General features: G+C 68.0%; 19 protein-coding genes and 1 other RNA gene. 9 read left to right on the top strand and 11 right to left on the bottom strand.

Features of this window, described 5'->3' with window-relative positions:
* Positions 1-18 precede the first annotated feature (18 nt).
* From PIB44_RS12880 to PIB44_RS12870, 3 genes are all read left to right on the top strand, one after another.
* Positions 19-1,191, top strand: a complete 1,173-nt coding sequence (locus PIB44_RS12880; protein ID WP_278069675.1) for a phosphoserine transaminase — start codon at positions 19-21, stop codon at positions 1,189-1,191.
* Between the two features lie 91 nt (positions 1,192-1,282).
* Complete coding sequence (locus PIB44_RS12875; RefSeq protein ID WP_278069674.1) at positions 1,283-2,578, top strand: adenylosuccinate synthase; 1,296 nt, start codon at positions 1,283-1,285, stop codon at positions 2,576-2,578.
* Between the two features lie 76 nt (positions 2,579-2,654).
* Positions 2,655-3,461 (top strand): response regulator, encoded by an 807-nt coding sequence (locus PIB44_RS12870; RefSeq protein ID WP_278069673.1) that lies wholly within the window; start codon positions 2,655-2,657, stop codon positions 3,459-3,461.
* Between the two features lie 76 nt (positions 3,462-3,537).
* On the opposite strand, the gene rpoH is transcribed toward PIB44_RS12870, so the two are convergent.
* The 3 genes from rpoH to fba all read right to left on the bottom strand — a co-directional run bounded on the left by rpoH (position 3,538) and on the right by fba (position 6,786).
* Positions 3,538-4,422: an RNA polymerase sigma factor RpoH gene (gene rpoH, locus PIB44_RS12865; protein ID WP_025977864.1), complete on the bottom strand. Its 885-nt coding sequence runs from the start codon at positions 4,420-4,422 to the stop codon at positions 3,538-3,540.
* Positions 4,423-4,619: 197 nt separating this feature from the next.
* Positions 4,620-5,606, bottom strand: coding sequence for an RluA family pseudouridine synthase (locus PIB44_RS12860; RefSeq protein ID WP_376787746.1), 987 nt, complete (start codon positions 5,604-5,606; stop codon positions 4,620-4,622).
* A gap of 115 nt (positions 5,607-5,721) precedes the next feature.
* Entirely contained in the window at positions 5,722-6,786 is a 1,065-nt protein-coding gene (gene fba / locus PIB44_RS12855; RefSeq protein ID WP_278069671.1) for a class II fructose-bisphosphate aldolase, read from the bottom strand.
* Between the two features lie 155 nt (positions 6,787-6,941).
* Between fba and PIB44_RS12850 the strand changes: the two genes are divergently transcribed.
* A complete protein-coding gene (locus tag PIB44_RS12850; RefSeq protein ID WP_278069670.1) occupies positions 6,942-7,343 on the top strand; it encodes a hypothetical protein in 402 nt (133 codons plus the stop codon).
* Between the two features lie 51 nt (positions 7,344-7,394).
* Here the strand turns inward: PIB44_RS12850 and PIB44_RS12845 are convergent, their stop codons facing one another.
* The 7 genes from PIB44_RS12845 to tkt form a co-directional block, all read right to left on the bottom strand.
* Entirely contained in the window at positions 7,395-8,591 is a 1,197-nt protein-coding gene (locus tag PIB44_RS12845; protein WP_278069669.1) for a phosphoglycerate kinase, read from the bottom strand.
* A 91-nt stretch (positions 8,592-8,682) separates the two neighbouring features.
* Entirely contained in the window at positions 8,683-8,985 is a 303-nt protein-coding gene (locus PIB44_RS12840) for an endonuclease domain-containing protein (RefSeq protein WP_278069668.1), read from the bottom strand.
* Between the two features lie 144 nt (positions 8,986-9,129).
* A complete protein-coding gene (gap, locus tag PIB44_RS12835; protein WP_278069667.1) occupies positions 9,130-10,137 on the bottom strand; it encodes a type I glyceraldehyde-3-phosphate dehydrogenase in 1,008 nt (335 codons plus the stop codon).
* A gap of 140 nt (positions 10,138-10,277) precedes the next feature.
* Positions 10,278-10,529: a YbdD/YjiX family protein gene (locus PIB44_RS12830; protein ID WP_278069666.1), complete on the bottom strand. Its 252-nt coding sequence runs from the start codon at positions 10,527-10,529 to the stop codon at positions 10,278-10,280.
* Positions 10,522-12,609 carry a carbon starvation CstA family protein gene (locus PIB44_RS12825; RefSeq protein WP_278069665.1) on the bottom strand — a complete coding sequence of 696 codons (2,088 nt, stop codon included), beginning with the start codon at positions 12,607-12,609 and terminating at the stop codon, positions 10,522-10,524. Before PIB44_RS12825 ends, PIB44_RS12830 begins: the two co-directional genes overlap by 8 nt.
* A gap of 262 nt (positions 12,610-12,871) precedes the next feature.
* The gene (purT, locus tag PIB44_RS12820) at positions 12,872-14,065 is read right to left on the bottom strand and encodes a formate-dependent phosphoribosylglycinamide formyltransferase (RefSeq protein ID WP_278069664.1); all 1,194 of its coding nucleotides are present in this window, start codon (positions 14,063-14,065) and stop codon (positions 12,872-12,874) included.
* 222 nt (positions 14,066-14,287) lie between these two features.
* On the bottom strand, positions 14,288-16,237 hold the full coding sequence (gene tkt, locus PIB44_RS12815; RefSeq protein WP_278070997.1) for a transketolase: 1,950 nt from the start codon (positions 16,235-16,237) through the stop codon (positions 14,288-14,290).
* 144 nt (positions 16,238-16,381) lie between these two features.
* On the opposite strand from tkt, the gene PIB44_RS12810 reads away from it, so the two are divergent.
* The 5 genes from PIB44_RS12810 to PIB44_RS12790 all read left to right on the top strand — a co-directional run bounded on the left by PIB44_RS12810 (position 16,382) and on the right by PIB44_RS12790 (position 18,991).
* The gene (locus PIB44_RS12810; protein WP_025977853.1) at positions 16,382-16,651 is read left to right on the top strand and encodes a hypothetical protein; all 270 of its coding nucleotides are present in this window, start codon (positions 16,382-16,384) and stop codon (positions 16,649-16,651) included.
* Positions 16,651-16,992 carry a cell division protein ZapA gene (locus PIB44_RS12805; protein WP_025977852.1) on the top strand — a complete coding sequence of 114 codons (342 nt, stop codon included), beginning with the start codon at positions 16,651-16,653 and terminating at the stop codon, positions 16,990-16,992. Before PIB44_RS12810 ends, PIB44_RS12805 begins: the two co-directional genes overlap by 1 nt.
* 217 nt (positions 16,993-17,209) lie before the next feature.
* Positions 17,210-17,370: non-coding RNA, 6S RNA (gene ssrS, locus PIB44_RS12800), on the top strand.
* Positions 17,371-17,627: 257 nt separating this feature from the next.
* Entirely contained in the window at positions 17,628-18,173 is a 546-nt protein-coding gene (locus tag PIB44_RS12795) for a 5-formyltetrahydrofolate cyclo-ligase (protein ID WP_025977851.1), read from the top strand.
* Positions 18,170-18,991 (top strand): TIGR00282 family metallophosphoesterase, encoded by an 822-nt coding sequence (locus PIB44_RS12790; protein WP_134581505.1) that lies wholly within the window; start codon positions 18,170-18,172, stop codon positions 18,989-18,991. The genes PIB44_RS12795 and PIB44_RS12790 overlap by 4 nt, the downstream gene beginning before the upstream one ends.
* A 6-nt stretch (positions 18,992-18,997) precedes the next feature.
* On the opposite strand, the gene PIB44_RS12785 is transcribed toward PIB44_RS12790, so the two are convergent.
* Positions 18,998-20,062 carry a glycosyltransferase family 4 protein gene (locus PIB44_RS12785; protein ID WP_278069663.1) on the bottom strand — a complete coding sequence of 355 codons (1,065 nt, stop codon included), beginning with the start codon at positions 20,060-20,062 and terminating at the stop codon, positions 18,998-19,000.
* Positions 20,063-20,078 lie beyond the last annotated feature (16 nt).

Genomic DNA, 20,078 nt, shown 5'->3' with positions numbered 1-20,078 from the left:
GAGACTTCAGAGACCGACATGACGCCCAAGCCCGCCGCCAAGCCCGCTCGCCCCTGGTTCTCGGCCGGGCCGACGGCCAAGCGTCCGGGCTGGGAACTGGCGAAGCTGCCGACGAACCTGATGGGGCGGGGCATCCGCGCGCCGGAGGTGGTCGAGCGGTTCGCGCACGGCCTGCGGCTGACGCGCGAGGTGCTGAGCCCGCCGGAGGACTATGTCATGCTCTATACGCCCGGTTCGGACACCGGGGCGGTCGAGGCGGCGTTGTGGGGCATGTTGGGCGAGCGGCCGGTGCAGGTGATCGCCTATGAGAATTTCGGCCTGACCTGGCTGGCGGACGTGAAGACGCATCTGGGGCTGGAGCCCGAGGCCCTGACGGCGCCGTGGGGCGAGCTGCCGGACCTGTCGAAGGTCGATCCCAAGAAGGACGTGGTGTTTCCGTGGAACGGCACGACCTCGGGCGTGCGCGTGCCGGATGGCGACTGGATCGCCGCTGACCGCGAGGGGCTGACGATCTGCGATGCGACCTCGGCGGCGTTCGCGATGGACCTGCCGTGGGAGAAGCTGGATGTAACGACCTTCAGCTTCCAGAAGGCGCTGGGCGGCGAGGCGGGCGTCGGGGTGATGGTGCTGTCGCCGCGCGCGGTGGCGCGGCTGGATAGCTATCGGCCGGATCGGGCCGTGCCCAAGGTGCTGCGCATCGCCGACAAGACGGGGTTCGACCGCACGCTGGCGGACGGGGTGGTGATGAACACCTTCTCGGTCCTGACTATCGAGGACTGGATCGACGCTCTGGACTGGGCGAAGGCTGAAGGCGGCCTGCCTGCCCTGATCGCGCGCACCAACGCCAACTATGCCGCCCTGGCCGAGTGGGTGGAGCGGACGGACTGGATCGCCTTCCTGCCGGACCGGCCGGACATCCGCTCGACGACTTCGGTTTGCCTGAAGTTCGTCGATCCGCGCGTGGCGGCGCTGGATGAGGCGGGGCAGAAGGCCTTTGTGACGCGGTTCAAGGCTCTGCTGGAGGGCGAGGGGGCGGTCTATGACATGGAGCCGCACCGCAACGCCCCCCCAGGCTTGCGCCTGTGGTGCGGGTGCACGGTCGAAACGGCGGATGTCGTGGCGGCGACGCCGTGGCTGGAATGGGCGTTCCAGACGGCGGTCGGTGAACTGGCTCAGTCGGCGGACGGATAATTCTGTCGCCCATTAGACGCCCTTGGGGGCGACGCCGGACGATTCAGGGGGTATAGGCTCCCACCGCATTCTGGATTGCGGAGTATAGGTCTTGGCGAACGTCGCAGTGGTCGGCGCCCAGTGGGGCGACGAGGGCAAGGGCAAGATCGTGGACTGGCTGTCCAATCGCGCCGACATGGTGGTGCGGTTCCAGGGCGGCCACAACGCGGGCCACACCCTGGTCGTCGACGGCAAGGTCTATAAGCTGGCGCTGCTGCCTTCGGGCGTGGTGCAGGGCAAGCCCTCGATCATCGGCAACGGCGTGGTCGTCGATCCCTGGCATCTGGTCGGCGAGATCGAGAAGATCCAGGCCCAGGGCGTGGCGATCACGCCTGACATCCTGACCATCGCCGACAACGCCTGCCTGATCCTGCCGATCCATCCGGCGCTGGACGTGGCGCGCGAGGCCGCCGCCAGCGCGCCGGGCGCCAAGATCGGCACGACCGGCCGCGGCATCGGCCCGGCCTATGAGGACAAGGTGGGGCGCCGGGCCATCCGCGTCTGCGACCTGGCCAACGAAGACGACCTGAAGATCAAGATCGACCGCCTGCGCTCGCACCATGATCCGCTTCGCGCCGGTCTGGGGCTGGAGCCGATCGACCCGGAGGCGCTGCTGGCGCAACTGCTGGAGATCGCCCCGAAGATCCTGCCCTACGTCAAGCCGGCGTGGCGGGTGCTGGACGAGGCGCAGAAGGCGGGCAAGCGGGTGCTGTTCGAGGGGGCTCAAGGAGCGTTTCTCGACGTGGACCACGGCACCTATCCCTATGTGACCAGCTCCAACACCGTGGCCGGACAGGCGGCGGCGGGGTCCGGCGTCGGCCCGCGCGGCGTCGGCTATGTGCTGGGCATTGTGAAGGCCTATACGACGCGTGTCGGCGAAGGCCCCTTCGCCTGCGAGCTGAACGATGAAGTCGGCCAGCATCTGGCGGTCGTGGGGCGCGAGATCGGCGTGAACACGGGCCGGTCGCGCCGCTGCGGCTGGTTCGACGCGGTGCTGGTGCGCCAGTCGGTGGCGATCAACGGCATCGACGGCATCGCCCTGACCAAGCTGGACGTGCTGGACGGGCTGAAGACGCTGAAGATCTGCGTCGGCTATCGCATCAATGGCGAGGTGCTCGATTATCTGCCCAGCAGCCTGAAGGAGCAGGCCTCGGCCGAGCCGGTGTTCGAGGAACTGGAAGGCTGGGACGAGAGCACCGCAGGCGTGCGGACCTTCAAGGACCTGAACGCTCATGCGCTGAAGTATGTGCGTCGGATCGAGGAACTGATCGGGGCGCCGGTGGCCCTGCTGTCGACCAGCCCCGAGCGCGACGACACCATCCTGATGCGCGATCCGTTCCAAGGCTGAGTTTACAGTTCCAGGCGAGGCAACGACGCCTTAACCGGTGAGGCGTAGGGTGCCGCTCTGAAATGGAGCTCGCCCTGTGTTCGCCCTAGACGCCAAGACGATGCAGCGGATCGCGCCGGTGGTCCGGCGCGTGATCATCGTTGATCCCAACCCCGCCGCCGCGCGCCTGTTGCAGGACCTGTTGAAGGGGTTCGGATCGCGCGAGATCGTGGTCGAAGGCGACGAGGCGCGGGTGCTGGACCTGGCCCGTGAAATGGAGCCGGCGCTGATCTTCACTGAGCGCACGGGTCCAAGGCTGGACGGCGAGGCCTTGGTGCGGCGCATTCGGCGTTCGAGCCTGGCCTGCCGCCGCGCGCCGATCATCATGGTGACGGCGGAGGCCACCGCCAGCGCCATCAAGGGCGCGCGAGACTCGGGCGTGCACGAGTTCCTGAGGAAGCCCTTCACCAGCGGCGACCTGCAACGTCGGATCGAGAACCTGGCGACCAAGCCGCGCGATTGGGTCGAGGCGGTCGGCTATATCGGGCCGGACCGGCGGCGCTTCAACTCTGACGACTACGCCGGGCCGCAAAAACGCAAGGCGGACAAGCCTCGCTCCAGCGCAGAGGCCGCTCTGGCGGTCAAGGATCAGGCGATGCGGATCCTGTTCTCGGCGTTGACCCAGTTCGACAGCGACCCGATGCAGGCGGTGCGCGCCATCAAGCAGCAGGCCGAGACGCTGAAAGCCCTGGCCATCAAGACCGGCGACGCGCCGCTGGCCATTGCGGCGGCGGGATTGGACACGGCGCTGGCCGCCGGGGCGCCGACCAAGGCCGGGCTGACGGCGCCGGTTGAGGTGGTGCTGAAGCTGGCCTCGCCTGAAAGCCTAGCCCGGGCGGGTTAGGGCCGCCGCCCTCGATCCTCGGGTCAAGCCCGAGGATGACGGCAGAGAGGGGATGTTGAGGCGATCCAGCAGGCCCTCAGGCGTCGACCAAATTGCGTTCTTCAGCAGCGGCGCGCATGGCCTTCTGCAGCTTTTCGAAGGCGCGGACCTCGATCTGGCGGACGCGCTCGCGGCTGACGCCGTACTGGCCGGCCAGCTCCTCAAGCGTGACCGGATCGTCCTTGAGGCGGCGCTCGGTCAGGATGTGCTTCTCGCGATCGGTCAGCTCTTCCATGGCTTCCTGCAGCAGGCCCATGCGGATGGACTTTTCCTCGCTCTCGGCCAGTTCGGTCTCCTGGCTAACGGCGTTGTCGTCGGCCAGCCAGTCCTGCCACTCGCTTTCGCCATCCGAACGCAGCGGCGCGTTCAGCGAGGCGTCGCCGCCGAGACGGCGATTCATGTTGGTGACTTCTTCTTCCGACACGCCCAGCTTGGTGGCGATGGCGGCGAGGTGCTCGGGGTGCAGGTCCCCTTCCTCGAAGGCCGAGATCTGGCTTTTGGCCTTGCGCAGGTTGAAGAACAGCTTCTTCTGGGCCGCCGTGGTGCCCATCTTCACGAGCGACCAGGAGCGCAGGATGTATTCCTGGATCGACGCGCGGATCCACCACATGGCGTAGGTCGCCAGGCGGAAGCCCTTGTCCGGATCGAATTTCTTGACGGCCTGCATCAGGCCGACGTTGCCCTCGGAGATCACCTCGCCGATCGGCAGGCCGTAGCCGCGATAACCCATGGCGATCTTGGCCACGAGGCGCAGGTGAGAGGTCACGAGACGGTGGGCGGCTTCGGTGTCCTGGTGTTCGCTCCACCGCTTGGCGAGCATGAACTCCTCATCCTTGGTGAGCATGGGAAACTTACGGATTTCCGTAAGATACCGTGACAGTCCCTGTTCAGGCGACATCACCGTCAGCGTTTTATTGGCCATATGGTCCCTCCGGCTTCACGAGCTGGCGCTACGGCTTTGACCACATGACGTGCATCATCACCTCGCCCCTCAACTAACAAGATGGGAATCCGTTGCCCGAAACGAAAGGGGCGGATTGTCCCAATTGAACGACGATGCTTCCTCGTCGTCTTTGTATCATCTAGCACAGATGTTGTTGCGAATAAAGCGGCAGCGTTTTAGAGGTCCGCCAGCAGGGTTTCCAGCCGCTGCATGTCCTGCGGCGGGGCGGTCTGGAAGCGCAGCGGCTCGCCGGTGACGGGGTGGATGAAGCCGAGGATGGCGGCGTGCAGGGCCTGGCGTTTCAGGCCGGCCTCGGCGATGGCGGCGCGGACGGGCGCGGCGGGGCTGCCGGAGCCATAGACGGGGTCGCCGAGCAGGGGCGAGCCCCTGGACGCCATGTGGACGCGGATCTGATGGGTGCGGCCGGTCTGCAAGGTGCAGGCGACGCGGGCGGCCAGCGGGGCGTTGGAGGCCTTGGCCTGGCGGCCAAACGTCTGCTGGACGACATAGTCGGTGATGGCCTCTCGCCCGCCGAATTTCAGCACCGCCATCTTCTTGCGGTCGCCGCTGGAGCGACCGATCTGGGTCTGGATACGGCCCTTCTCGGGCGAGGGCGCGCCGCGCGTCAGGGCGACATAGGTGCGCTCGATGTCGTGGGCGGCGAACAGCGCGGCCAGCCCCGCGTGGGCGCGGTCCGACTTGGCGGCGACCATGACGCCGGAGGTGTCCTTGTCCAGGCGGTGGACGATGCCGGGGCGGTCCGGATCGCCGAGGGTCGACAGGGCGGCGCAGTGGTGCAGCAGGGCGTGGACCAGGGTGCCGGTCTCGCAGCCGGGGGCGGGATGGACCGCCATGCCCGGCGCCTTGTCGATGACGATCAGGTCGTCGTCCTCGAACAGGATGGTCAGGGGGATGGCTTCGGGGCGCAGTTCAGCCGAGGCCCCTGGCGGCAGGATGATCTGGTAGTCGCCGGGCGCAGGCTTGGCCTTGGCCCCTACAACGGCGCCGTTCAGGGAGACCGCGCCCGCGTCCAGCAGCGCCTGGATGCGCGCGCGGGACAGTTCGGGAAGGGCGTCGGCCAAGGCGCGGTCCAGCCGCGCAGCGCCGGGGGCGACCTGGGCGGTCAGGACTGTCAGGTCGGATTCGTCGTCTGTCGCGGGCATGATGTCGGTCACGACGTCCGTTTAGCACGGGTGGCGGACGCCATGAAAAAAGGGCGGCCCGACGGGACCGCCCCTTCAATCGTCTCAGCGGGGTTCAGGCCCGCTTCTGCGTCGATCAACCGATGCGCGGGTCCAGGTCGCCGGCGGCGTAGCGCTTGGCCATCTGGGCGGTGGACAGCGGCTGGATCTTGGACGCCATGCCTTCGCAGCCGAACTGCTGATAGCGCTCCATGCACAGCTTGCGCATGGCTTCCTTGGCGGGTTTCAGATAGGCGCGCGGGTCGAACTCGCCCGGCTTCTCGGCCAGAACCTTGCGGATGGCGCCGGTCATGGCCATGCGGTTGTCGGTGTCGATGTTGATCTTGCGCACGCCGTGCTTGATGCCGCGCTGAATCTCTTCGACCGGCACGCCCCAGGTCTGGGGCATCTGGCCGCCGTACTGGTTGATGATGTCCTGCAGACCCTGCGGCACCGATGAGGAGCCGTGCATCACCAGGTGGGTGTTGGGCAGGCGTTTGTGGATTTCCTCGATCACGTTCATGGCCAGAACGTCGCCGTCCGGCTGGCGCGTGAACTTATAGGCGCCGTGCGAGGTGCCCATGGCGATGGCCAGGGCGTCAACCTTGGTGGCCTTGACGAAGTCGACGGCCTGATCCGGGTCGGTCAGCAGGGCCGAGTGGTCCAGCTTGCCTTCGAAGCCGTGGCCGTCCTCGGCCTCGCCCATGCCGGTTTCCAGCGAGCCGAGAACGCCCAGTTCGCCCTCGACCGAGACGCCGCACGAGTGGGCCATCTCGACCACGCGACGGGTGACGTCGACGTTGTAGTCGTAGGAGGCGGGGGTCTTGGCGTCTTCTTCCAGCGAGCCGTCCATCATCACCGAGGTGAAGCCGTACTGGATGGCGGTGGCGCAGGTGGCCGGGCCGTTGCCGTGGTCCTGGTGCATGCAGACCGGGATGTGCGGATAAAGCTCGACCAAGGCGTCGATCAGTCGGGCCAGGACCACGTCGTTGGCGTAGGAGCGGGCGCCGCGCGAGGCCTGGATGATGACCGGCGCGTTGACGGCGTCGGCGGCCTCCATGATGGCCAGGCCCTGCTCCATGTTGTTGATGTTGTAGGCGGGCAGGCCGTAGTCGTGCTCAGCCGCGTGGTCGAGCAGTTGTCGCAGCGTAATGCGCGCCATAGGTAGTCTCCTGAACCGATGTGATTTTGCCCGAGGTCTTAGCCGGTCGGGTGCGGGAAGTCACGCCGCCGTGACAGGGCTTAGGCGTGGTGGACTTTGGGCGCGCAGGCCTTAAGTGCTCCGGCGCCTGCGGGGCGTCTGACCAAGGAGCGGCGATGAGCCAGAACAATGATGCGCTGGATGAAGACGGCGGCGGTTTCGACGTCGACGACTGGGCGCGGCTGACGCCTTTCGCCGGGACTGTGGCGACGCTGGACGATGTTCAGGCCGGCAAGGCCGTCTTCGCCCTGGGCGACACCGAAGAGGCGCGCGTCATCGACATGGAGCTGCCTCAGCCCGTCATCTGGTGGGAGGAGGACGGCGAGCAGGGGGCCGTAATCGTTCAGGCCGAGGCCCATGTCGGTCCCGACGGCGAACTGATGGAAGTGCTGGGGCTGATCCTGCCCGACGGCGGCGGGGCGGTGGCTCTGCTGGACGATGTCGATCTGGTGGACGACACCGATCCGACGTGGCGCGATCTGGTCGCGCGCGCCGTCGATATGGACGGCGAAGACTAAAGCTTCGGACATCAGGGGCGAGGGCCGCGAACAGCCCTCGCCTTGACGTTTTTAGGCGGCGCGCAGGGCCTCTACGCCCGGCAGAACCTTGCCTTCCATCCACTCCAGGAAGGCGCCGCCTGCGGTGGAGACGAAGGTCATGTCGTCCGCCGTGCCCGCGTGGTGCAGGGCCGCGACCGTGTCGCCGCCGCCGGCCACGGCGACCAGCTTGCCGGCCTTGGCCAGTTCAGCGGCGTGTTTGGCGGCGGCCACGGTGGCCTTGTCGAAGGGCGGGACCTCGAACACGCCCAGCGGGCCGTTCCAGATCAGCGTCTTGGACAGGTCCATGGCGCGGTTCAGGCGGGCGACGGTCTCCGGCCCGGCGTCCAGGATCAGGTCGTCGGCGGCGATGCGGTCCAGGGCGCGCACGCCCGACTCTATGCCCGGCTTCACGCCCTTGGCGACCACCACATCGACCGGCAGCAGCAGCTCGCAGCCCTGACGGCGGGCTTCCTCGATGATCTCGCGCGCAGTGTCAGCCAGATCCTTCTCGCACAGCGAACCGCCGACATCGACGCCCTGGGCGTGCAGAAAGGTGTTGGCCATGCCGCCGCCGATGGCCAGGTAGTCCAGCTTGGCGACCAGGTTCTTCAGCAGGTCCAGCTTGGTGGAGACCTTGGCGCCGCCGACGATGCCGATGACCGGCTTCTGCGGATTGCCGAGCGCCGCGTCCAGCGCCGACAGCTCGCGCGCCATGGCGCAACCGGCATAGGCCGGCAGCAGGCGGGCCAGACCCTCGGTCGAGGCGTGGGCGCGGTGCGCGGCCGAGAAGGCGTCGTTCACATAGAGGTCGCCCAGTTCCGCCAGCTGGGCGGCGAAGGCCGGGTCGTTCTTTTCCTCGCCCTTGTGGAAGCGGACGTTCTCCAGCAGCAGCACGCCGCCCGCGTCGAGGTCGGCCACGGCGGCCTTGGCCTCGTCGCCCACGCAGTCGTCGGCGAAGCGCACGGGGCCGTGCAGCAGCATCTCCAGCGGCTGGACGACAGGCTTCAGGCTCATCGACGGCACGCGCTCGCCCTTGGGCCGGTCGAAGTGGGCCAGCAGGACCACCTTGGCGCCCGCTTCGCGCAGGCGGTGGATGGTCGGCAGGGCGGCCTTCAGACGGGTGTCGTCGGTGACATTCCCGCCCTCCATCGGCACGTTGAAGTCCACGCGAACCAGCGCAGTCTGGCCCGAAAGGTCGGAAACGTCGTCGAGGGTGCGGAAGGTCATTGTGAAGTTCCAGGTCTTCCTTCTCCCTATGGGAGAAGGTGGCCCGCAGGGCCGGATGAGGGTCGAAGGTATCAGTCGGCGTAAGCCGTGCTCAGGGCGCGATCAAGCGGGCGTGTGCACGAACGGCGGCGGTGATGACTTCCGGTTCGCTCAAGGCCTGGGCGTTGGAGAAGCGCAGAACGCTCCAGCCCAAGGCCTCCAGATCGATCTGTCTCAGATGATCGCTGGTCACGACCTCGTCCCGATCATGGACCCCGCCGTCGATCTCGATCACCAGCCGCAAGCGATCGCAGGCGAAATCCGCGACGTATCGGCCGATCGGATGCTGACGGCGGAACTTATGGCCGTCGATTTGGCCGCTTCTTAGCAGGGCCCAAGCCCGTTGCTCGGCCAATCCTGCTTCTTGTCGAAGTGAGCGGGCGAAGGCGGTGCGTTTCAATGTCATCGCGCCGACCCTCACCCTTTCGCGCAGCCAATCGCCTTCGGCTCTTGGGCGCTCAAGCCCTCTCCCAACGGGAGAGGGCTTAGCATTTCCAGTTTACAGGAACTTGGCCATCACCAGGGCGGTGTCGGCCATGCGGGTCGCGAAGCCCCACTCGTTGTCGTACCAGGTCAGGACGCGGGCCAGCTTGCCGTCCACGACCTGCGTTTGCGGCAGGGCGGCGGTCGAGGAGGCGGCGACGTGGTTCAGGTCGACCGAGACCAGCGGGTCGGTGGTCGTGGCCAGGACGCCGCTCATCGGGCCGTTTGCGGCGGCCAGCAGGGCGGAGTTGATTTCCTCGGCGGTGACTTCGCGACCGGCGACGACCTTCAGGTCGACGACCGAGACGTTCGGGGTCGGGACGCGGATCGACGAGCCGTCCAGCTTGCCCTTCAGCTCCGGCAGGACCAGGCCCAGGGCCTTGGCGGCGCCGGTCGAGGTCGGGATCATCGACAGGGCGGCGGCGCGGCCGCGGTACAGATCCTTGTGCATCGTATCCAGCGTCGGCTGGTCGCCGGTGTAGGCGTGGATGGTGGTCATATAGCCACGCTCGATGCCGAACAGGTCGTGCAGCACCTTGGCCACCGGGGCCAGGGCGTTGGTCGTGCACGAGCCGTTGGAGACGACGATGTCGTCGGCCGTCAGGGTCTCATGGTTGACCTTGAAGACGATGGTCTTGTCGGCGTTGTCGGCCGGGGCCGAGACCAGCACGCGCTTGGCGCCCGCCTTCAGGTGGGCCGAGGCCTTGTCCTTGGAGGTGAAGATGCCCGTGCATTCCAGGGCGATGTCCACCTTCAGTTCGGCGTGCGGCAGGTTGGCCGGGTCGCGCTCGGCCGTGACCTTGATCTTGCCCGTGCCGACGTCGATCCAGTCCTCGCCGGTCGTGACCGTGCCGGGGAAGCGGCCGTGCACCGAGTCATAGCGGAACAGGTGGGCGTTGGTCTCGACCGGGCCCAGGTCGTTGATCGCCACGACCTCGATGTCCTTGCGGCCGTGCTCGACGATCGAGCGAAGGACGAGGCGGCCGATGCGGCCGAAGCCGTTGATGGCGACGCGAACGGTCATGGGGAGCAGTCTCCTGAACAAGGGGCGGTTGTGATTGGCGCCTTAGTGGGACGGAGCGCGCGCGGTTGCAACCCCGTCCCCGTCACAAGGCCCGTAACAAGATATGATCGCCTGTAACCGTCCGGATGCGGTCAAGCCGCTCAGCAGCAGCGGAAGCCGCCGCCTTCGCCGAACCGTCGCGCTTCGTGCAGGCGGAAGAAGGCGGTGCGGTCCAGCGGCGCCTGATCCGGATGGGTCGCCTTCGCATGGGCGACATAGGCGTCGTAGTCCGGCTGGCCGATCATCAGCCCGGCGGTGCGTCGCGCGTCCTTGCCCCACCGCACCAGGGTGTCGCGGCAGGCGCAGAGGAGGTCCGCGCCGCCGGTAGCCGAGGATGACGACGGCCTAGGCACGGGCGATGTCCATGGCTTCGTCGGCCAAGGTCAGCTCATGCGCGGCCGGGGTCTCGACCACGGTCGGTTGCTCGGACTTCAACGCCTTGAGACAGGCGCCGACGCCATAGACCACGACCGTCAGCACCACGAACAGGAAGCCCGCCGTCAGCGCCGAGTTGACGTAGTCGTTGACGATGACGCGGTGCATGTCGCCGATGGTCTTGGCCGGGGCCAGGATTTCTCCTGCGGTCATGGCGTCCTGATACTTCCGCGCGTGGGCCAGGAAGCCGATCTTCACGTCCGGGTGGAACAGCTTCTGCAGCCCCGCCGTGACGGTGCAGATCAGCAGCCAGACCGCCGGGACCGCCGTGGCCCAGGCGAACCTCTGCCGTTTCATCTTGAACAGGACGACCGTCCCCAGGATCAGGGCGACCGCCGCCAGCATCTGGTTGGCGATGCCGAACAGGGGCCACAGGCTGTTGATCCCGCCCAGCGGATCGACCACGCCGGTATAGAGGAAATAGCCCCACAGCCCGACCGTCAGCGCCGTGGCCACGACGTTGCCGGTCCACGACTGGGTCTGGCGCATCTTCGGCACGGCCATGCCCAGCAGATCCTGGATCATGAAGCGGCAGACGCGGGTGCCGGCGTCGACCGTAGTGAGGATGAACAGTGCCTCGAACAGGATGGCGAAGTGATACCAGAAGGCCATCATGGCCTTGCCGCCGATGACGCCAGACAGGATGTGGGCCATGCCGACGGCCAGCGTCGGGGCGCCGCCCGCGCGCGACAGGATGGAGTGCTCGCCGACGTCGCGGGCCAACTGCTCCAACTCGGCCGGGGTGATGTGGAAGCCCCACTGGGCCACGGCGGCGGCGGCCGAGGCCGCATTGTCGCCGATGACGGCGACCGGGCTGTTCATGGCGAAATAGACGGCCGGGTCCAGCACGGTGGCGGCGATCAGGGCCATGATGGCCACGAAGCTTTCGCACAGCATGGCGCCGTAGCCGATCAGCGGGATCTGGTTCTCGTTCTCCAGCAGCTTGGGCGTGGTGCCGGACGAGATCAGGGCGTGGAAGCCCGAGACCGCGCCACAAGCAATGGTGATGAACAGGAAGGGGAACAGGGCGCCCGAGAAGACCGGCCCGGTCCCGTCGATGAAGGGGGTGATGGCGGGCATCTGCACGTGCGGCCGCACGATCAGTATGCCGATGGCCAGGGCGACGATGGCGCCGATCTTCAGGAAGGTGGACAGGTAGTCGCGCGGCGCCAGCAGCAGCCACACCGGAATGACCGAGGCGATGAAGCCGTAGGCCATCATGGCCAGGGCCAGGGTCGTGCCCGACAGGGTGAAGGCGGGGCCCCAGAACGGATCCGCGGCGATATGGCCGCCGCCGATGATGGCCAGGACCAGCAGCACCACGCCGATGACCGACACCTCGCCCACGCGGCCGGGCCGCAGATAGCGCGTGTACAGGCCCATGAAGACGGCGATGGGAATGGTGGCGGCGACGGTGAACGTTCCCCACGGGCTCTCGGCCAGGGCCTTAACCACCACCAGCGCCAGCACGGCCAGGATGATGACCATGATCATCAGCACGCCGACCTGGGCGATGATGCCGGGGATGGGGCCCATTTCGGTGCGGACCATGTCTCCCAGCGAACGACCGTCGCGACGGGTCGACATGAACAGGACGATCATGTCCTGCACCGCCCCCGCCAGCACGGCGCCGACCAGGATCCACAGGACGCCGGGCAGATAGCCCATCTGCGCCGCCAGCACCGGCCCGACCAGGGGGCCCGCGCCCGCGATGGCCGCGAAATGATGGCCGAACAGGACGTTGCGCGGCGTCGGCACATAGTCGAGGCCGTCGTTGTGTCTGACGGCGGGCGTGGGCCTGCGCGCGTTCAGCCCCAGCACCTTTCCGGCCAGATAGCGGGCGTAGAAGCGGTAGGCGATGGCGTAGACGCACAGCGCCGCCACCACGATCCAGACGGCGCTGATGCTTTCGCCCTGGTGCAGGGCGATGACGGCGAGGGCTACGGCCCCCAAAATGGCGATGGCGCCGAAAATCAGCGCGGTCCTGAGCTTGCCCATGGCGAAGGGTCCTCCGGGTCGACTGGGTGCGACCTTTCGCCTTTTTTGGACCCTAACCGCGCCCGGCGCCAATCGACAAAAGTCGTAGGCCGGCTTCCTTCTCCCCCTGTGGGAGAAGGTGGCAGGCGGAGCCTGACGGATGAGGGGCGTCGGCGCGGCGGTTTAGGTTCTGAGCGGACGTGGGGCCTTCCTTGAGGAAAGGTCGCGCAAGCACCCCTCATCCGGCCTTGACGGGCCACCTTCTCCCACAAGGGGAGAAGGATTACGGAGCGACCACTCGCACCTTGCCCGCCGCTTCGCCTGCGCGCGCCCGCGCCTCGTCCGTATCGGCGCCGCGGGCCAGAGCCACGCCCATGCGGCGCGTCGCATAGCTCTCGGGCTTGCCGAACAGGCGCAGGTCGGCGGTCGGGACCGACAGGGCCTCGGCCACGCCCTCGAACACCACGCCTTGCGCCTCGATGCCGCCGTAGATGACGGCGCTGGCGCCCGGCTCGCGCAGGGTCACGTCCACCGGAAGGCCCAGAATGGCGCGGGCGTGCAGCGCGAACTCGCTCATCACCTGCGTCGCCAGCGTCACCAGCCCGGTATCATGCGGACGCGGCGAGACCTCCGAGAACCACACCTCGTCGCCCTTCACGAACAGTTCGACGCCGAAGACGCCCAGGCCGCCCAGCGCGTCGGTCACCTTGGCCGCAATGTTTTGCGCCGCCTTCAGCGCGGCGGGACTCATGGCTTGGGGCTGCCAGCTTTCGACATAGTCGCCCTTCTGCTGGCGATGGCCGATGGGGGCGCAGAAGGACGTAGCGACCGCGCCGTCGCGCAACGACCGCACCGTCAGCAGGGTGATTTCATAGTCGAAGTCGATCTTGCCCTCGACGATGACGACGCCGCCCGCGACCCGGCCCGAGGCTTCGGCATAGGCCCAGGCGTCGGCGACGCCTTCAGGCCCCTCGACATAGGACTGGCCCTTGCCCGAGGACGACATCACCGGCTTGACGAAGCAGGGGAAGCCCACGGCCTGCGCGCCCGCCGCCAGTTCCTCGGCCGAGGCGGCGAAGGCGTAGGGGCTGGTCGGCAGGCCCAGTTCCTCGGCGGCCAGACGGCGGATGCCCTCGCGGTTCATGGTCAGCTGTGTCGCCCGCGCGGTCGGGATGACGCGCGCAAAGCCCGCTTCCTCAATGCCGGCCAGCACGTCGGTGGCGATGGCCTCGATCTCGGGCACGATGATGTGCGGGGCCTCGGCCAGGACGACGCCGTTCAGCACCTGGGCGTCAGTCATCGGGATGACGTGGCTGCGGTGCGCCACCTGCATGGCCGGGGCGTTGGCGTAGCGGTCGACCGCGATCACCTCGGCGCCGAGGCGCTGCAGCTCGATGGCCACTTCCTTGCCTAGCTCGCCCGAGCCCAGCAGCATGACGCGGGTGGCCGTGTCGGAGAGGGGGGTGCCGATACGCATGATCGTCTCCGCTTCCTTCTCCCCTTGTGGGAGAAGGTGGGTCGCAGCGCGACCCGGATGAGGGGTGACGGCGGCGCGGTGTCCGATGTCATGCCGCCGGTCGAAGATCATTGAGGGGTGCGCCGACACCCCTCATCCGATCTGCTTCGCAGACCACCTTCTCCCACAAGGGGAGAAGGAGTCTTCTTGGTCGCTATCGCCTTGCGGCTGCTTGAGCGCAGATTACAGCCGGGCCTTGACCTGTTCCACCACGGCCTCGGCGGTGATGCCGAACTCGCGGTAGAGGACTTCGGCCGGGGCCGAGGCGCCGAAGCCGGTCATGCCGACGAAGCCGCCGTCCTCGCCGATGAAGCGTTCCCAGCCCTGCTTGATCGCGGCCTCGACGGCGACGCGGACGGTGCCGCGGCCGATGACGGCGTCCTGATAGGCCTTGGGCTGCTGCTCGAACAGGGCGAAGCAGGGGACTGACACCACGCGGGTCGGCGTGCCTTCGGCTTCCAGCATCTCCGCGGCCTTCAGAGCCAGGGCGACCTCGGTGCCGGTGCCGAACAGGGTGACCTTGGCTTCGCCGCTGGCGGCCTTCAGCTCATAGGCGCCCTTGCGCGACAGGTTCTCGCCCGCGTCGGTCACGCGCACGGCCGGGGTCTTCTGGCGCGACAAGCACAGAGCGGTCGGCGTGGTCTTGTGCTGCAGGGCGACCTGCCAGCACTCCAGCGCCTCAACCGTGTCGGCGGGGCGCATGGTCAGCAGGTTGGGGATGGCGCGCAGGGCCGCCAGATGCTCGACCGGCTGGTGCGTCGGGCCGTCTTCGCCCAGGCCGATGCTGTCGTGCGTCAGGACGTGGATCGCGCGCACGCCCATCAGGGCGCCCAGACGGATCGCCGGACGGCTATAGTCTGCGAACGCCATGAAGGTGCCGCCGTAGGGGATGACCCCGCCGTGCAGCGCCAGACCGTTCATCGCCGCGGCCATGCCGAACTCGCGGATGCCGTAGTTCAGATAGCGCCCGGCGTAGTCCGGCGCGTCCATGATCTGCGTGTTCTTGACGAAGGTGTTGTTCGAGCCAGTCAGGTCCGCCGAGCCGCCGACCATTTCGGGGATGGCGGCGAACACCGTCTCCAGCGCCTCGCCCGAGGACTGGCGCGTGGCCATCGCGGGCTGGTCGGCGACCAGCTGCTTCAGCTTGGCGTCCAGCGCCTCGAAGGCGCCGGTGGGCAGGTCGCCGGCCATGGCGCGGGTGAAGTCGTCGCGGTGGTCGTGGTTCAGCAAGCGGGCTTCCCACGCCTTGCGGGCCTTGGCGCCCTGTTTGCCGACCTTGGCCCAGGCCTTCTGGACGCCTTCCGGCAGTTCAAACGGCTCGAACGGCCAGTTCAGCCCCTGACGCGTGGCGGCGATCTCAACGGCGCCCAGGGCGGCGCCGTGGGTCTTGTGGCTGCCTTCCAGGGTGGCGGCGCCCTTGCCGATCTTGGTCTTGCAGGCGATCAGCGTCGGCTTGTCCTGCTTGGTCGCCCAGTTCAGCGCCTTCTGGATCTGCTTGTAATCGTGGCCGTCGATGGCCTTGACCGCCCAGCCCGAGGCCTTGAAGCGGGCCAGCTGGTCGGTGGCGTCGGACAGCGACAGCTTGCCGTCGATGGTGATCTCATTGTCGTCCCACAGGACGCACAGCTTGTTCAGCTTCAGGCGGCCGGCCAGGGCGATGGCTTCCTGCGACACGCCTTCCATCAGGCAGCCGTCGCCGGCGATGACCCAGGTGCGGTGATCGACCAGATCCTTGCCGAAGCGCGCCGCCAGATGCCGCTCCGCAATGGCGAAGCCGACCGAGGTGGCCAGACCCTGGCCCAGCGGGCCGGTGGTCGTCTCGATCCCGGCCATGTGGCCGTATTCCGGGTGGCCGGCCGTCTTGAAGCCCCACTGGCGGAAGTTTTCCAGCTGTTCCCGGGTCGCGTCCTTATAGCCTGTCAGGTGCAGCAGGCTGTAGATCAGCATCGACCCGTGGCCCGCCGACAGGATGAAGCGGTCGCGGTCGGCCCAGTCGGGGCGGCTGGCGTCAAACTTCAGGAATTTCGAATAAAGGACGGTGGCGACGTCGGCCATGCCCATCGGCATGCCGGGGTGGCCGCTCTTGGCCTTTTCGACCGCATCCATGGACAGCACCCGGATGGCGTCGGCCATTTGCTTGGGCGAAGGCTTGGCGAATGCGGCTTGGGCGTCGGTCACGGCGAGACCTTTCCTCAGGAACAGGATAAAGCGGGGGCGGCGCCGCTTTACCCCGGCGCGCCGGCAGGTTCTACACGGAATCTGGAAGAAAGGACCCCCATGGACGCGGTTACGGCTGCAAAGGCGCGGATCGATCGAGCGCTGGCCGATCTGGAACGCAAGGTGTTGGAGCTGAAGGCGAGGCCCGCCTCGGCCCCGCCCATCCCTGACGACGACCTGTTCGCGCCGCGTCCTTCGAACGCGGCCGACGTGGCGCGCATCGCCGAGCTTGAAGACGTCGGCCAGGAAACCGCTCAGGCCCTGGCCCGTGCGGCCGACGCCGTGCGCGAGGTGCTGGCGCAGCAGGTCGGGCAAGAGGAGACGAACTGATGGCGACAGTGACGGTAGAGGTCTATGGCCGACCCTATGCTGTGGGATGCGCCGACGGTCAGGAGGCGCGGGTGCGCGATCTGGCGGCCCAGTTCAATGATCGGGTGCAGGGCGTGGCTGATCAGGTGGGGCAGGTCGGCGACGTTCGCCTGTTCCTGATGGCCGCCCTGATGCTGTCGGACGAGCTTGCAGAGGCGAAGCGTCAGGCGGCGGTTCAGAACTCGGGCCGGGCCAAGGCGGCGGCTGCGGCTGTTGCGGCGCCCGCTGCGAACAGTGAAGGCGTGGCCGAGGCGTTGAACGCCGTGGCCGCAAAGATCGAGAAGATCGTCCAGACGATATAGGACGCCGACGCCTCTCCCTCCCCGTCCCGGGGAGGGTGGCTGAGGCCGTCAGGCCGAAGCCGGGTGGGGGCGGTGAAGCTATTCAGGCGCTGAGGGCCTATCACCAAGCCCTCCCCACCCTGTCGCTGCGCGACCACCCTCCCCGGGACGGGGAGGGAGAAACGCGCGCTTCGCCATTGTTGAAACCCGCTCGAACGCCTATCTTGTGCGGCGGCGGGTCCTGCTGCGGCTCACGTCGAAGACAACATATCCTTCTGACCTTAATTCACTCATAGGGATCTGTCCCTGTCCGGGCTCGAGGGCCTGGGCATACGGAGCCCACCTGGCTACCCAGGTCGAGAGGATTTAAACGTTCTTCACGGCTCACGCGGCGCCGCCAACCCTCTTTTTTAGCGCGCTATGCTCGCGACGCGGTCGCTCGCGGCTTGAGCGCGTTTTCTGCGCTATCGCTCGCCGCGCGGCGGCTCGCTGGCTGAGCGCTGCTCCTCCCCATTTCATGGGGAGGTGGATCGGCGGCGAAGCCGACGAGACGGAGGGGCCGTTCCCGCGGGCGCGACTGCCCCTCCACCGCTAGGCGGTCCCCCTCCCCACAAAGTGGGGAGGAAAGACGACGCACGACCGTGTAGAGAAGCCCCATGACCCCCAAGCATGAACTTCGCGCCGCCATGCGCGCCCTTCGCAAGCGTCTGGCCGAGGCCGACGCCGAGGCGGCCGAGCGCGCGGCGGGCCATGCCGACGCCCTGCCGCCTGGCGAAACGGTCGCCCTCTACCGCGCGATGGGGTCGGAACTGGATGCGGACGCCCTCGCCAATGTCCTGCACCTGTCCGGCCGCCGCCTATGCCTGCCGGTGGTGCTGGAGCGCGACGCGGCCATGATCTTCCGCGCCTGGGCGCCAGGCGAGCCGCTGGAGCTGGACGCCGCCGGATGCCCAGCGCCTCTGCCGCTCGCTGACGCCGTGACGCCGGACCTGATCCTGACGCCCCTGCTGGCTTTCGATGCTCACGGCGGGCGGCTGGGGCAGGGGGGCGGCTATTACGACCGGACCTTTGCGGTGCTGCCTGACGCCCGCCGCATCGGCTTCGCCTATGCCGGGCAGGCGGTCGATCGCCTCGATCTGGAGCCGCATGACATCCGCCTGCATGGCGTTTTGACCGAGACCGGCTATAGAGCCTTCCCATGAGATTGGCGTTTTTCGGTGACGTGGTCGGCAAGTCCGGGCGCGATGGGCTTTCGGACCACCTGCCGGGGCTGAGGCGCGACCTCAAGCTCGACTTCGTGGTGGTCAACGCCGAGAACGCGGCGGGCGGTTTCGGCATCACCGAGAACACCGCCAACGACATCTTCAACGCCGGGGCCGACGTGCTGACGCTGGGCAACCACAGCTGGGACCAGCGCGAGGCCCTGACCTATATCGTGCGCGAGCCGCGCCTGATCCGCCCGGCCAACTATCCGCGCCTGATGGACGCGCCGGGGCGCGGCGCCGACGTCTTCGTCACCGCTGACGGCCGCCGGGTGCTGGTCATCAACGTGCTGGGCCGCGTCCACATGGACCCGATGGACGACCCCTTCAGCGCGGTGGAGCGCGAGTTGGAGGCCGCGCCGCTAGGCGTGGTCGCCGACGCCGTCATCGTCGACATGCACGCCGAGGCGACCAGCGAGAAGATGGGCATGGGCCACTTCTGCGACGGCCGCGCCAGCCTGGTGGTCGGCACCCACACCCACGTTCCGACGGCGGACGCCCAGATCCTGCCCGGCGGCACGGCCTATCAGACCGACGCCGGCGGTTGTTGCGACTACGACTCCGTCATCGGCAACGACAAGGAAGAGCCGCTGCGCCGCTTCACCACCCGGCTGTCGGGCGGCCGCTACGTCCCCGCCAGCGGCCCGGCCACCGTCTGCGGCGTCTTCGTCGAGACGGATGACCGCACCGGCCTGGCTGTGCGCGTCGAGCCGATCCGCGTCGGCGGCCGCCTCAGCCAGGCGATCCCGCAGGTCTGACGGCGCCTAAGCGCGTTTGGCCTGCACCAACTGCTGGCGCAGGGCGGCCAGCTGTCGGGCGCGGTGTTCAGGGGCGTGGGTTTCGCTCACATAGGCCTGGGCCGCGCGGGCCAGGGCCAGACGCCGTTCGGGCGCGACAATCAGGCTCTCGATGGCCTGGCTCAGGCCTCGCGGCGTCAGATCATCCACATAGACCGCGTGCGGGCCGCTGGCCTCGCGCAGGCCGCCGCGCCCGGATGAGACCAGCGCCGCGCCGGCCGCATGGGCCTCCAGCGCGGTCAGGCCCAGAGGCTCGGCCCAGACTGAGGGCGTCAGGGCGATGGCCGCGCGCTGCATCTCGGCGCGCACCTGCGCCAGCGGCGCCGACTTCAGCACCCGGACGCGCTCGCCGAACCGCTCCAGCGACGCAATGTGAGGCGCGGCCCACGCTGCGTGCTTGTCCCAGTCGTTCAGCATAAGCACGGCGCGCCAGTCAGAATGGCGCTCCAGCAGGGCGGGCAGGGCGGCGCAGATCAGGTCGACGCCCTTTTCCGGCATGGCACGACCGGCGAAGGCGATCGCCGGCTCGCGCTGGTCCGTCTGGCCGCGCCACAGCTCCACGTCGATGGGGTTGGGCACAGCGAAGGCCTTGGCCTCCAGCCGGGGGAAGTCCTTCAGAAAATCCCGCCGCGCCGCCTCGCTGACGAAGATCAGCCCGTCCATCCGGTCATAGCGCCGCTCATAGCGCCAGCGGTCGATGACATGGCGCGGCGGTTTCACTGCGTTGTGGCGATACAGGGTGATGGCCGCGTTCGGGAAATGCCGGGTCAGGGCGACGGCCTGCTGCGTCTGCTGATGGAACTCAATGACGTCGGGGCGATAGTCGGCCAGCGCCCGACGCAGGGCCTTCAGACGGTTCGCGGCGGGAAGGGTCTGCGTCGGCAGGTCGCCGTGATCCTGGGCGCCTTCGCAGCAGAAGATGCGAACCTGGCCGCTGTCCGCCCGCGCCAGGGTGCGCGCCACCGTCTCCATCGAGTTCGGCTGGTGCAGGTCGAAGCGCGCGCCGACAGGCATGACGACGGCGGTTCTCATGCCCGTCCGTTTCCGG

Origin of the sequence: Brevundimonas sanguinis (assembly GCF_029636725.1) — a bacterium.
GTDB lineage: Bacteria > Pseudomonadota > Alphaproteobacteria > Caulobacterales > Caulobacteraceae > Brevundimonas > Brevundimonas sanguinis.
The sequence above is the reverse complement of the archived record's forward strand: the minus strand, read 5'-3'. Positions and strand labels throughout refer to the sequence as shown.